Source organism: Bradyrhizobium sp. USDA 4541 (assembly GCF_024171085.1).
GTDB lineage: Bacteria > Pseudomonadota > Alphaproteobacteria > Rhizobiales > Xanthobacteraceae > Bradyrhizobium > Bradyrhizobium australafricanum.
Genome location: NZ_JALJZF010000001.1, coordinates 733908 through 746206, shown reverse-complemented (window position 1 = coordinate 746206; position 12299 = coordinate 733908). Strand labels below are relative to the sequence as shown.

Below are 12299 nucleotides of genomic sequence, written 5' to 3'. Positions count from 1 at the left end.
CCCGCCTTCAGTTCCGCGCATTCTTGGCTGCTTCCCGGCCGGCGACGCGGCCGAACACGCTGCCGATGGTCATGCCGATGCCGGCGGCATAGCCCTTGCCGAGCACGTTGCCGGCCATGATCTCGCCGGCGGCGAACATGTTGGCGGACGGCTTGCCGTCCTTCATCAGTATCCGCGCCTCCCTGTTCACGCGGGTGCCGAGATAGGTGAAGGTGATGCCGGGCCGCACCGGATAGGCGAGATAGGGCGGCGTCTCGATCCGGCGCGCCCAATGCGTCTTCGGCGGCGTGATGCCTTGGGTAGCGCAGTCGTCGAGGATGGTGTGGTCGAAGGTGCCGGGCTGCACCGCGGCGTTGAACTCGGTGATGGTCTTTTCCAGCGCGGCCGCGTCGAGCTCGAGCTTGCCGGCGAGCTCGGCAATCGTCGCACCCGCGATCGGCGGAAACAGCGTCGGCATGAAGCTCGTCACCACGGTCGAGTCGAAGATGATGTAGGCGATCTGGTCCGGCTGCGCGGCGACCAGCCGGCCCCAGATCGCATAGCGCTTGGGCCAGATGTCCTCGCCCTCGTCGTAGAAGCGCTCGGCATGCTTGTTGACGACGATGCCGAACACGACCGAATCGTGACGCGTGATGATGCCGCCGTCGAATTTCGGCGCGCGGGCGTCGATCGCCACGGCATGGCATTGCGTCGGATCGCCGATCTCCTGCACGCCCTTGGCGAGCAGCATCTTGAGGATCGCGCCGCGATTATAGGGCGTGCCGCGGATCAGGAAATTGTCGGCCGCATCGCCCCAGGATTCCTTCAGCCATTCGATGTTGGCCTCGAAGCCGCCGGCGGCCGCAACCAGGGTCGAGGCGCGGACCTCGGTCTTGCCGCCGACCGGCTGCTTCAGCTGCGCCGAAAGGAACATGCCGTCCTCGACCGTGAGATCGATGACCTCGGCATCGTAGAGGATGTCGACGCCGAGCTCCTCGGCGGTGCGATAGAGCGCGTTCAGCATCGCGCGGCCGCCGCCGAGGAAGAACGAGTTGGTGCGGCCAAGGCTCAGCGTGCCGCCGAGCGACGGCTGCCAGCGCACGCCCTGCTCGACGATCCAGTTCAGGATGTCCTTGGACTCGTGGATCATGAAGCGGGCCAGTTCCTCGTCGGTCTGGCCGCCGGTCACCAGCAGCAAATCCTTCCAGAACTCCTCCTCGGTGTAGGGACCGGTGAGGATCTCGGTCGCCGCGTCATGGGCGCAGCGCATGTTGCGGGTGTGGCGGGTGTTGCCGCCGCGATAGAATTTCGGGGCGCCTTCCAGCACCAGGACGGAAGCGCCGGCGCGCCGTGCGCTGATCGCAGCGCACAGCGCGGCGTTGCCGCCGCCGATCACCAGCACGTCGAACCTGCGCGTCAGATCAACCATGCGCTCTTGTTATCGTTGTTGGCATGGAAAGCAACACGGCCGGGCGCATGAGCATGATCCGGAAAAGCGTGTCGCGATTTTCCGGAGAAGTCATGCCCAGCGAGCCCACCCGGCCGCGAAGTGGAATATCAGGCCGCAACCGTCTCGCGCTGCTCGATGGTCTGGCCGCCACGATAGACGATCAGCGCGGCGACGATGCCGAGAGCTGCGGCGCACATCAGCCAGTAGCCGGGCGAAGCCTTGTCGCCAGTTTGCTGGATCAGCCAGGTCGAGGCGAACGGCGTGAAGGTGCCGAACAGCCCGGCCGCCAATGCAAAGGCCAGCGAGAAGCAGGTGGTGCGGACATGCGCCGGCACGATCTCGACCAAGCAGCCCAGCATGGTGCCGCTGTAGACGCCGAAATAGAACGAGAACATCATCTCGACCGCCAGCATCTTGCCGAACGAGGGATTGGTCACCAGCCAGTGCAACGCCGGATAGGCCGTGATGAGGGACAGGCCGGCGATCGCCAGCAGCACCGGCTTGCGGCCGATCCGGTCGGACACCGCGCCGCCGACCGGATTCCAGATGAAATTGGTCACCGCAACCAGCAGCGTCACCAGCAGCGCATCCTGGGTCGAGAGCTTCAGCACGGTCTTGCCGAAGGTCGGCGTATAGACGGTGACGAAGTAAAAGGTGGTGGTGGTCAGCACCGCGATCATCATGCCGAGCACGACGATGCGCCAGTTCGCGATCGCCGAGGCGAACACCTCGCTTGCGGTCGGATGCTTCTTCATCGCGAGGAACGCCGGGGTCTCCTCCAGCGTCCGGCGCAGGAAGAAGATCACCGGGATGATCAGGCAGCCGACGAAGAACGGGATGCGCCAGCCCCAGGAGGCCACGGTCGCGGCCGGCATGCTCTCGCTGAGGACGAAGCCGAGGATCGAGGCGACGAAGATCGCGACCTGCTGGCTCGCCGACTGGAACGAGGTGTAGAAGCCGCGATTGCCGGGCGTGGCGATCTCCGCGAGATAGACCGAGACGCCGCCGAGCTCGACGCCGGCGGAGAAGCCCTGCAGCAGGCGCGCGATCAGCACGATGATCGGCGCCGCAATGCCGATGGTCGAATAGCTCGGGCAGAGCGCGATCACCACGGTGCCGATAGCCATGATCGACAGCGTCACGATCAGGCCCTTGCGGCGGCCGATGCGGTCGATATACGCGCCGAGCACGACGGCGCCGACCGGGCGCATCAGGGCGCCGAGCCAGAAAACGCCGAACGCGTTGAGCAGCGCCGCGGTCTCGTTCTCGGAGGGGAAGAAGGCCTTCGCAATCGCCTGGGCGTAGAAGCCGAACAGGAAGAAGTCGAACTGCTCGAGGAAATTGCCGCTGGTCGCGCGAAGGATGGCGCCAAGACGCGATTTGATCTGCGGGACTTGCGATGAACTCGACTGCGACATAACGCCCTTTCCTCCCCGTGACAAAAACGGCCGGCGCAAATTGTCTCGCCGGCCAAAGCAGTTAACTGCCATGTGCGGCAATTTGGCACGGCTGTCCGGCGCGACCAACCCGGAATCACGCGGGGGGCTATGGGAAAAAAGCCGTAGGTGGAAATCGCAGGGAGCCTTTCGAGCGAAGGGGATATTGGTTCGCGCGAAGAAACCTCGTCAAAACAACGATCTGGCGCTTCGGCCCAGGTCCAATCAGAACCGAAGCTCCGGCCGGCGCGTGCGGCGCATCAAGGCGCCGCGTGCGCCGTTGTGCCGAGCCAGCTCCGGAACGCGGAGAGCTTTGGCGTATCGGCGCGTCCCTGCGGCGAAACCAGGTAGAAGCCGGCGTCGGCCGGTAGCGCGATCTTGAAGGGAACCACGAGGCGACCCTTGGCGATGTCGTCCTGCACATAGGAGGTGCGGCCCATCGCGATGCCGATGCCGTCGATCGCGGCCTGGATCGTCACGAACAGCAGGTCGAAGGTGACGCCGGGCTGCTTGGAAATATCGGTCGGCAGCCCCGCCGCGGTCAGCCACAGCCGCCAGTCGTCGCTGTTGGCGTTGCTGGTGTGCAGGAGCGTGTGATCCCTGAGGTCTTCAGGGCATTTCAGCGGCCTGGTTCCCTGCAGCAGCGACGGGCTGCACACCGGAAACAGCTCATCCGCCATCAACCAATCGGCACGCAGGCCCGCCCATTGGCCGCGGCCATAGCGGATCGCCGCGTCGACCTTGTCGCGCTGGAAGTCGACCAGGCTGGTCGAGGTGGTGATGCGAACGTCGATGCCGGAATGCGCCTCTTGGAAGGCCGACAGCCGCGGCAGTAGCCATTTGGCGGCAAGCGATGCCAGCGTCGAGACCGTCAGCACGTGATCGTCGTCCCGGCGCAACAGGCGATCGGTGGCGAGCCTGAGGTCGTTGAAGGCGGCCCGGACGCCGGGAAGGTATTCGGCAGCCTCCGGCGTCAGGCTCAGCGAGCGGTTTTGGCGGACGAACAGGCGGGCGCCGAGCTCCTCCTCAAGCCGCCGGATCTGATGGCTGATCGCGGTCTGCGTCACGTTCAGTTCGGACGCCGCCAGCGTGAAGCTCATATGCCGCGCGGCGGCCTCGAACGCCCTCAGGCCATTCAGCGAAGGCAGGCGGCTGGTCATCTCTGGGGCGTCTCCAAATACATGACTTTGATTCATGCGAAACGGTACAAAGTGTCGTTTGTGAGCGGGCCGAATAGCCCCGATATTACCGCCAACAGGTTACCGACAGGAGCCGCAGATGTCCATTTTCACCCATGAACCGATGACAAATCATCATACCCCCGGATTGCTGAACCAGGTCGGCGAGACGCTGCATGTCTGGTGGGAGCGCTACGAGCGCCGCCGCGAGCTGTCGCAGTGGACCGAGCGCGACCTGCACGACATCGGCATGTCCCGCAGCGACATCGTGTTCGAGACCGAGAAGCCGTTCTGGCGGGCCTGAGAAGGACGCCACCGCTGGCGTCGCCTCGATCGAGGGACGCCGGCTAATTTCTTCACCCGAGGAGCGTGTCATGGTTGCGCTGCATCTCGACGATCTCAAGCAATACTCTGACGTGCTGCGCGCCAAGAACGGCAGCGAGGTCAAGGTGCGCTTCGTCGAGCCGCGCGACCGCGAAGAGCTGCAGAGCTACATCCGCTCGCTCTCCGCGGGGTCCCGTTACAACCGCTTCCTGGGCGCGTTGAGCGAGCTGCCGAAGACGGAGCTCGAACGTTTCATCCATGTCGGCGAGGCTGACCGGTTCACGGTGGTCGCGACGATGCTGGTCGATGGCTTTGAGACCATCGTCGGCGAAGCCCGCTACGCCTTCCATGCCGATACGTCGAGCGTCGAGTTCGGCCTGTCGATCGATGACCGGTGGCAGGGCCACGGCATTGGCAAGGCGCTGCTCAGGAATCTCGAATGCCGTGCGGCGTCCTTCGGAGCCGAACGCATCTTCGGCGACACGCTGCGTTCCAATGCGACGATGATCGGCCTCGCCCGCAAGTCGGGCTACGCCTTCACCCAGAGCCCCGGCGACTGGAAGCTGGTGCGCTTCGTGAAAGAGATCCACGTCGAACCGCAAGACATTCCCTGTGCCAGCTGGCGGCTTGCCGCCACTTCCCGCTTGGCCGCGATGTCCTCGCTTGCGGTTTGACTGACTAGGCCCGGTTCTGGCCCCTCCAGAACCGGGCCCTTTTCTTTTCCCAACCGGTGCCGCGACTGCTACTCGTCATGCGCGGGCTTGACCCGCGCATCCATTGAGCGAAAGCGTTTCTTTCGATGCATTGCCGGGTCAAGCCCGGCAATGACGGACATCGAACTAGGATCAACTCCCCCGAAACACCGGCTTGCGCTTCTCGATGAAGGCCTGCACCGCCTCCTTGTGATCGGCCGTCGTGGTGAGCCGGATCAGCCGCTCGGCCTCGTGGTCGCGCGCGGTGGCGAAGTCGAACTGCAGCGCCTCGTCGAGATTGTCCTTCATGTAGCGCAGCGCGAGGGTCGGGCCTTCGGCCATCGACTTCGCCAGCGCAAAGGCCTCGTCCTGCAGCGTTTCGTCCGGCACCACGCGATTGACGAGACCGATCTGCTCGCATCTCGCGGCGTCGACCTTCTCCGAGGTGAACATCAGCTCGCGGGCGCGCGAGGTGCCGACCAGCCGCGTCAACAGCCATGCCATGCCGTAATCGCCGCTCAGCGCCACGCGCAAGTAACCGGTCGAGATGAAGGCGGATTGCGCCGCGATCCGGATGTCGCAGGCCATCGCGATCGCAAGGCCGGCGCCGACCGCGGGACCGGGAAGGGCAGCAATGGTCGGCTTGCGCACCGAGGCCAGCGAGCCGGTGAGCAGGCGCTGGCGCTCCTGCAAATCCGCGACCTTGTCCTCATAGGACATTTCGAGCTTCTTCTTGTCGCGATGCGCGCCCATGCCCTTGACGTTGCCGCCGGCGCAGAACGCCTTGCCGGCGCCGGTGACGAGCAGCACGCCGACCTCGGGGTTCTCGCCGCAGGTCCTGATCATCGTGCGCAGCGCCGGCGTCAGCGTGTCCGACAGCGAGTTGCGGGCATCCGGGCGGTTCAGCGTGATGACGGCGACGCGATCGCGGATTACGCAGAGCAGTTCGTCGGTGCCGGTCTCGATCTTGATTTCAGCGGTCATGTCGTCGCTCCCCATGTCTGTTTGTTTCGTCATTCCGGGGCGATGCGAAGCATCGAGCCCGGAATCTCGAGATTCCGGGTCTGGTGCTAGCGCACCATCCCGGAATGACGGTGAAAGTTACTTCACGCGGTAAGCAAAAGGCGCCAAGCCTCGTGCGCACCGCCTCACAGCTTGCTCGCGATCTTGATCACGTTGGCGTTTGCGTTCAGCCTACGCCGCTTGCATGATCTCCGTCATCTCAAAACTTCTCAACCCAGGGCCGCAATTCCAGCTCCCAGGTCCAGGCGCTGCGCGGCTGCTGCAGCACGTTCCAGTAGCTCAATGCAATCGCGTCGGGATCGAGCATCGAGTCCGGCCGGTCGGCGGGCTCGGCGCGGGCAGCGCTGCGGATGCCACCGTCGATCACGAAATGCGCGACGTGAATACCCTGCGGCGACAGTTCGCGCGCCATGCTCTGCGCGAGGCCGCGCAAGGCGAACTTGCCCATCGCGAACGGCGCCGATTGCGCATAGCCCTTCACGCTGGCGGAGGCGCCGGTGAACAGGATTGCGCCCTTCTTGTTGGGCAGCATGCGCTTCGCCGCCTCCTGCGCCACCAGGAATCCGCCGAACGCCGAGACCGCGATCGCCTGTTCGACCTCTGAAGGGACCAGTTCGACGAAGGGCCCGCGCGAGCGGCCGGAGGCGTTGTAGACCACGAGATCAGGCGTTCCGATCTCGCGCTCGACCAGACCAAAAAGACGTTCGACATCCTCGGCCTTGGTGGCGTCGCAGGCATAGGCCCGCGCGCCTGTTTCGGTGCAGAGCGCGCCGAGCTTCTCGATGCTGCGGGCGCCGAGTGCCACACGAATTCCCTCCCGCGAAAATAGCCGCGTCAGCGAGGCGCTGAGGCCCTCGCCGGCGCCGACGATCAGGGCGATCTTGTATTTTGGAATATCCATTGGGCTTTCCTTTGCTCGGCCGGAGGAGGATAGTCGTGCCCAAACAAATGAGCACCGAAGCCGGGAATTCAATGCAGCCGCACAAGCAGGATCCGAAAACGTCAGCCGCCAGCCAGCCGGGCCTGCTGGCGCCCGACACGACGGGAATGAATTTCTACCGGGCCGATCCGGCGCTGACCGACCTTCTGAAGCTGCATTTGCCCGATGCATTGTTCCGCCATATCGAGTCGCATCTCGACCGCCTCGGTGGATTGGCCGGAGGCTATCTCGACGAATGCGCGCGGCTTGCCGACCGGCATACGCCGGTGTTGCACCAGCGCGACAAGTTCGGCCGCGACGTGCAGCACATCGAATATCATCCGGCCTATCGCGAGATCGAGAAGGCCGCGTTCGGCGAGTTCGGCATTCACGCGCTGTCGCTCCGCAAGGGCATCATGGGCTGGCCCGACAAGTATCCTGTCGTCGCCAAGCACGCCTTCACCTTCCTGTTCAACCAGACCGAATTCGGCATGGGCTGCCCGATCAACGTCACCGACGGGTGCGCCAAGCTGCTGGCAAATTTCGGCAGCGAGGCATTGAAGGCGAAATATCTCGACGGCCTGACCCAGACCGACATGAGCAAGCTGACGCAGGGCGGCCAGTTCATGACCGAGAAGGAGGGCGGCTCCGATGTCGGCACGCTGACCACGCGCGCCGTGCAGGAGGGCGACCACTGGCGGCTCTATGGCGAGAAGTGGTTCTGCTCCAACGCCGATGCCAAGGTGGTGATGCTGCTGGCGCGGCCGGAAGGCGCCGGGCCGGGCACCCGCGGCGTCGGCCTGTTCCTGATGCCGCGTTTCCTCGACGACGGTTCGCAGAACCATTACCGGATCGTGCGGTTGAAGGACAAGCTCGGCACCCGCTCGATGGCCTCGGGCGAGATCAAGTTCGACGGCGCGATCGCCTACGCCGTCGGCAAGCTCGACCGCGGCTTCGTGCAGATGGCCGAGATGGTGAACTCGTCGCGGCTCTCCAACGGCGTGAAGTCGACCGCGCTGATGCGCCGCGCCTGGCACGACGCGATCACCGTGGCGAAGGGCCGCGTGGTGTTCGGCCAGCGCATCATCGACCTGCCGCTGGCGCGGCGGCAGCTGATGAAGATCATGCTGCCGACCGAGCAGGCGCTGTCGATGAGCTTTTTGACCGCTGACGCGCTCGACCGCGCCGAGGCAGGCAGTCAGGACGCCGCGGCGCTGCTTCGCATCCTGACGCCGACGCTGAAATTCCGCGCCACTCGCGACGCCCGAAAGGTCTGCGGCGATGCGATGGAGATGCGCGGCGGCATCGGCTACATCGAGGAATTCGTCACGCCGCGGCTGCTGCGCGACGCGCATCTCGGCTCGATCTGGGAGGGCACCGGCAATATCGTCGCGATCGATGCGCTGAAGCGTGCGGTCGGCCGCCATGGCGCCGACAATGCGCTCGCCGCCGATCTGCATGCGCGGCTCGATGATAGCGCGAATGTTCCGCAAGCCTGGCGCAACCGGCTGCGCGATCTTAGCGACCGTGCGGTCGCGTTTGCGCGCGAGGTGGCGAGCCGCATCGACAATGAGGGCGATGCGCGCCGCGCCACCAGCCTGCTCTATCATGTCGCAAGCGCGGTCGCGCTGGCGTGGGAGGGCGGGCGCATCCACCAGATGCGCGGCGATGCGCGTCGGCTGTTGCTGTCGCGGATGGTGATCGACCACCGCGTGCTGCCGGGCGATCCGTTCCGGCTAACGGAAAATACCGTTCAGCGCAGGATGACCGAGCACCTGCTCGGCGATCGCGCGGTCGGCATGGCCGAGGTTGGCGAATTGCTTGACGCAGCGTAGGCTGCTGCGCGAGCGAACTTTTCAAACAATCAAAAACGTCAAGGGAGACCCCGATGAAGGCCGCCGTCCTGCATGAAGTCAATCAGCCGCTGGTGATCGAGGACGTCAGCGTGCCCAATCCGGGGCCGCGCGAGGTCCTGATCCGCACCGCGGTCGCGGGCCTCTGCCATTCCGATCTGCACTTCATGGAAGGCCTCTATCCGCATCCGCTGCCGGCGGTGCTCGGCCATGAATCGGCCGGCGTGGTCGAGAAGGTCGGCTCCGACGTCAATTACGTGAAGCCCGGCGATCACGTCGTCACCTGCCTGTCGGTGTTCTGCGGCACCTGCGACAACTGCACCACCGGCCGCACCGTGCTGTGCACCGACACCACGGTGAAGATGCTGCCCGGCGCCTCCAACCGCCTGTCATGGGGCAGGAAGGAGAAGCTCAACCAGTTCCTCAATCTGTCGTCGTTCGCCGAGCAGATGCTGGTGCACGAGAACGCCATCGTGAAGATCAAGAAGGAGATGCCGCTCGATCTCGCCGCGCTGATCGGCTGCGGCGTCATCACCGGTTATGGCGCGGTGGTGAACACCGCGAAGGTGACCGCCGGCGAGACGGTGGCTGTGATCGGTTGCGGCGGCGTCGGCATGGCCGCGATCAACGGTGCGCAGATCGCCGGCGCCGGCCGCATCATCGCGATCGATACCAATCCGGCCAAGTTGCAGCTTGCGACCAAGCTCGGCGCCACCGATATCGTCGATCCGGCCCGCGGCGACGTGGTCCAGCAGGTGCGCGAGCTCACCGGCGGCGGCGTGCAGCACTCCTTCGAGGTGCTCGGCCGCAAGGACACCGCCGAGCAGGCCTTCGCCATGCTGGCGGCGGGCGGCACCGCGACCATCGTCGGCATGATCCCGTTCGGCCAGAAGATCGAGCTGCACGGCTTCGACTTCCTGCGCGAGCGCCGCATCCAGGGCTCGTCGATGGGCTCCAACCACTTCCGCGTCGACATGCCGCGCCTCGTCGACTTCTACATGCGCGGCAAGCTGCATCTGGAAGACTGGATCTCGGCCAAGCTGAAGCTCTCCGAGATCAACGAGGGCTTTGCCAACATGAAAGCCGGCAAGACGCTGCGCAGCGTGATCATGTTTGATAGCTGAGCGTGTGTCGTCCCGGCGTAGGCCAGGGACCCATACGCCGCGGCCTCGCTTTGGGCACGTGGGTGGACGACTTTCTTTACTCACCACAAGCTGCGGTGGTTATGGGTCCCGGCCTGCGCCGGGACGACACCTGAATCGCTCACCGCGCGACATGCGCGGATACCGCGCGCCATTTTCCGTTCTGCCGCGCCCAGCAATCGGTATAGCGGCCGTGCGCCGGCTCACCGTCCGCGTTGGTGTAGCTGGTCTGGGCGTGGATGATGGCGAAATCGCCGAGGATGCGGATTTTGACGTCCTCGGCCTTCAGGCCCTTGATCTTCACCGGGATCGCGGTCTGCTTCAGGAAGGCAGCGCGGTCGACCAGGCTCTTGTCGGGATTGGTGCAGTAGAAGTCCTGCGCCAGAATTTCGTCGAAGCGCTTGACGTCGCAGTTCTGAACGGAGTCAACGTAGTCCTTGTTGAGCTTTGTCAGCTCCTCGAGATCGTTGCTCATTGGCCTTCTCCCTGGTTTTGTTGTCCGTCATTGCGAGCGCAGCGAAGCAATCCATCTCGCCGCTCGTTGAGATATGGATTGCTTCGTCGCTTCGCTCCTCGCAATGACGGTTTTTTCCAGCACCTAATCATCGAACATCTTCGGCGGCACGAAGCCGCCGAATTCGTGCTCGATCAGCTCGGCGAGCTTGAGCGGCGTGCGGTCCTCGAGCCATGGGCCGACGATCTGCACGCCGACCGGCAATCCGTCGGGCGCAAAGCCGGTCGGGATCGCAGTCGAAGGCAGGCCGGGCAGGGTCGCGATGCCGGGCCAGGCGAGCTGGTCGGTGTAGATGTAGGGCTCGCCGTCGATCAATATCCGCCGCTGCTCCTGGTCGGGCTCATGATCGTGCGGATAGGCCGGCGTCGGCATGATCGGGCAGATCACCGCGTCGAACGATTTGAACAGCTCGCGCCATTGCGCGCGCAGCCGCGAGCGGGCGACTGTCGCCTGTACCCAGTCGCGGTGGCTGAGCGCGATGCCGCGCAGCCGTTCGGCCTGCAGGCTGTTGTCGCCGGCGGGCAGCGCGGCCGCTGCCGCGCAGGCGCCGGCATAGACCTCCGGCGGGAAGGTCGCGGCGAGGAACGACAGCAACATCCGCATATAGAGCCGCGAGGACGCCGCGAAATCCGGCAGCAGCGGGCTCGACCGCGATATCTTGGCGCCGGCCTTGTCGAGGTGGCTCGCGAGCTTGTCGATGCTGCCGCGAACCGCCTTGTCGGTCGGCAACACCGAATCGGTGTCGATCACGAGGATCCGGAAATCCTTCAGGCTGGCGTGGCGCGCCGCCGGCAGGTCGAGGCGATAGGCCTTGCCGGCATCGAGCGGATCGGGAGCGGCCATCACGTCGAGCAGCAGCGACAGGTCGGCCGCGCCGCGCGCCATCGGGCCGGTTACCGCAAGGTCGCGCTCATAGATGATGGGCGGTGCCGGCGGCGCGGTGTGGCCGCGCGACGGCAGCAGCGCGAAGGTCGGCTTGTGCGCATAGACGCCGCAATGAAACGCCGGCACGCGCAGCGAGCCGCCGATGTCCGAGCCGAGCGACAGCGCGCCATAGCCCGCGGCGAGCGCCGCCGACGATCCGCCGGAGGAGCCGCCCGGCGTGCGGCCGAGGTCGTAGGGATTGTTGGTGGTGCCGTAGATCTCGTTGTAGCTCTGCCAGTCGGCGAGCCCGACCGGCACGTTGGTCTTGCCGAGGATGACGCCGCCGGCGTCCTTCACGCGCTGAATCGACAGCGCGTCCTCGGTCGGGACAAAATCCTTTTGCGGCAGGAAGCCCCAGGTCGTCGGCAAGCCGGCGACGTTGAAGGATTCCTTCACCGTCATGGGGATGCCGAGCAGCGGCCTGTGCTCGCCGCGCGCGATCGCGGCATCCGCAGCGCGCGCAGCGGCGAGGCCGCGCTCGAAGTCGCGCACGCAGACCGCGTTGACCTTGCCGTCGTGGCGCTCGATGCGGCCGATCGCGTCCTGTGCGAGCTCAACTGCCGAGACCTGCTTGTTGCGCAGCGCCTTCGACAATTCGACGGCGGTCTTGAAGCTGTATTGCGATTTGGCCACGGCGTGCTCCCGGTTTGTTGTTGGCGCGATGATGGGCAGTTTGGCTGCCGCCCGCAAGCGCTGTAGCCGTGACGTTGTCGCCGTGTTTGATCGGAATTGCTCTGCTCTACCTCGCCCCGCTTGCGGGGAGAGGTCGCCGCGCGCTTGCGCGGCGGGTGAGGGGGTACAGGTACGTCGACTTGCGTCACGTGTGGATATGGCCCCTCACCCCAACCCTCCCCGTAAGAACGGG

At 65.2% G+C, this 12299-nt stretch carries 11 protein-coding genes; 4 read left to right on the top strand and 7 right to left on the bottom strand.

The features are described from left to right. Window positions 1–7: 7 nt before the first annotated feature. The 3 genes from tcuA to J2R80_RS03610 form a co-directional block, all read right to left on the bottom strand. Window positions 8–1408 carry an FAD-dependent tricarballylate dehydrogenase TcuA gene (tcuA, locus tag J2R80_RS03620; protein WP_200844559.1) on the bottom strand — a complete coding sequence of 467 codons (1401 nt, stop codon included), beginning with the start codon at window positions 1406–1408 and terminating at the stop codon, window positions 8–10. A gap of 128 nt (window positions 1409–1536) precedes the next feature. Further along, window positions 1537–2847, bottom strand: a complete 1311-nt coding sequence (locus J2R80_RS03615) for an MFS transporter (protein ID WP_076832572.1) — start codon at window positions 2845–2847, stop codon at window positions 1537–1539. Between the two features lie 278 nt (window positions 2848–3125). After that, a complete protein-coding gene (locus J2R80_RS03610; RefSeq protein ID WP_076832569.1) occupies window positions 3126–4025 on the bottom strand; it encodes a transcriptional regulator GcvA in 900 nt (299 codons plus the stop codon). A 118-nt stretch (window positions 4026–4143) separates the two neighbouring features. Between J2R80_RS03610 and J2R80_RS03605 the strand changes: the two genes are divergently transcribed. Both J2R80_RS03605 and J2R80_RS03600 read left to right on the top strand, forming a co-directional pair. Beyond that, window positions 4144–4347, top strand: coding sequence for a DUF1127 domain-containing protein (locus tag J2R80_RS03605; RefSeq protein WP_076832566.1), 204 nt, complete (start codon window positions 4144–4146; stop codon window positions 4345–4347). Between the two features lie 70 nt (window positions 4348–4417). Continuing rightward, the gene (locus tag J2R80_RS03600) at window positions 4418–5041 is read left to right on the top strand and encodes a GNAT family N-acetyltransferase (RefSeq protein WP_076832564.1); all 624 of its coding nucleotides are present in this window, start codon (window positions 4418–4420) and stop codon (window positions 5039–5041) included. A 171-nt stretch (window positions 5042–5212) separates the two neighbouring features. On the opposite strand, the gene J2R80_RS03595 is transcribed toward J2R80_RS03600, so the two are convergent. Together J2R80_RS03595 and J2R80_RS03590 are read right to left on the bottom strand one after the other, a co-directional pair. Next, the gene (locus J2R80_RS03595; RefSeq protein WP_076832874.1) at window positions 5213–6043 is read right to left on the bottom strand and encodes an enoyl-CoA hydratase; all 831 of its coding nucleotides are present in this window, start codon (window positions 6041–6043) and stop codon (window positions 5213–5215) included. 238 nt (window positions 6044–6281) lie between these two features. Continuing rightward, the gene (locus tag J2R80_RS03590) at window positions 6282–6983 is read right to left on the bottom strand and encodes an SDR family NAD(P)-dependent oxidoreductase (protein WP_076832562.1); all 702 of its coding nucleotides are present in this window, start codon (window positions 6981–6983) and stop codon (window positions 6282–6284) included. Window positions 6984–7054: 71 nt separating this feature from the next. Between J2R80_RS03590 and J2R80_RS03585 the strand changes: the two genes are divergently transcribed. Together J2R80_RS03585 and J2R80_RS03580 are read left to right on the top strand one after the other, a co-directional pair. Continuing rightward, on the top strand, window positions 7055–8836 hold the full coding sequence (locus J2R80_RS03585) for an acyl-CoA dehydrogenase family protein (protein ID WP_076832560.1): 1782 nt from the start codon (window positions 7055–7057) through the stop codon (window positions 8834–8836). A gap of 53 nt (window positions 8837–8889) precedes the next feature. Then, window positions 8890–9978 (top strand): Zn-dependent alcohol dehydrogenase, encoded by a 1089-nt coding sequence (locus J2R80_RS03580; RefSeq protein WP_018269116.1) that lies wholly within the window; start codon window positions 8890–8892, stop codon window positions 9976–9978. A 139-nt stretch (window positions 9979–10117) separates the two neighbouring features. On the opposite strand, the gene J2R80_RS03575 is transcribed toward J2R80_RS03580, so the two are convergent. Together J2R80_RS03575 and J2R80_RS03570 are read right to left on the bottom strand one after the other, a co-directional pair. Next, window positions 10118–10471 (bottom strand): nuclear transport factor 2 family protein, encoded by a 354-nt coding sequence (locus J2R80_RS03575; protein ID WP_057020071.1) that lies wholly within the window; start codon window positions 10469–10471, stop codon window positions 10118–10120. 123 nt (window positions 10472–10594) lie between these two features. Further along, window positions 10595–12067: an amidase gene (locus tag J2R80_RS03570; protein WP_076832557.1), complete on the bottom strand. Its 1473-nt coding sequence runs from the start codon at window positions 12065–12067 to the stop codon at window positions 10595–10597. Between the last annotated feature and the right edge of the window lie 232 nt (window positions 12068–12299).

Coding starts and splice junctions, on each gene's coding strand:
- tcuA (WP_200844559.1), bottom strand. CDS start 1,408: ATGGTTGATCTGACGCGCAGGTTCGACGTGCTGGTGATCGGCGGCGGC.
- J2R80_RS03615 (WP_076832572.1), bottom strand. CDS start 2,847: ATGTCGCAGTCGAGTTCATCGCAAGTCCCGCAGATCAAATCGCGTCTT.
- J2R80_RS03610 (WP_076832569.1), bottom strand. CDS start 4,025: ATGACCAGCCGCCTGCCTTCGCTGAATGGCCTGAGGGCGTTCGAGGCC.
- J2R80_RS03605 (WP_076832566.1), top strand. CDS start 4,144: ATGTCCATTTTCACCCATGAACCGATGACAAATCATCATACCCCCGGA.
- J2R80_RS03600 (WP_076832564.1), top strand. CDS start 4,418: ATGGTTGCGCTGCATCTCGACGATCTCAAGCAATACTCTGACGTGCTG.
- J2R80_RS03595 (WP_076832874.1), bottom strand. CDS start 6,043: ATGACCGCTGAAATCAAGATCGAGACCGGCACCGACGAACTGCTCTGC.
- J2R80_RS03590 (WP_076832562.1), bottom strand. CDS start 6,983: ATGGATATTCCAAAATACAAGATCGCCCTGATCGTCGGCGCCGGCGAG.
- J2R80_RS03585 (WP_076832560.1), top strand. CDS start 7,055: ATGCAGCCGCACAAGCAGGATCCGAAAACGTCAGCCGCCAGCCAGCCG.
- J2R80_RS03580 (WP_018269116.1), top strand. CDS start 8,890: ATGAAGGCCGCCGTCCTGCATGAAGTCAATCAGCCGCTGGTGATCGAG.
- J2R80_RS03575 (WP_057020071.1), bottom strand. CDS start 10,471: ATGAGCAACGATCTCGAGGAGCTGACAAAGCTCAACAAGGACTACGTT.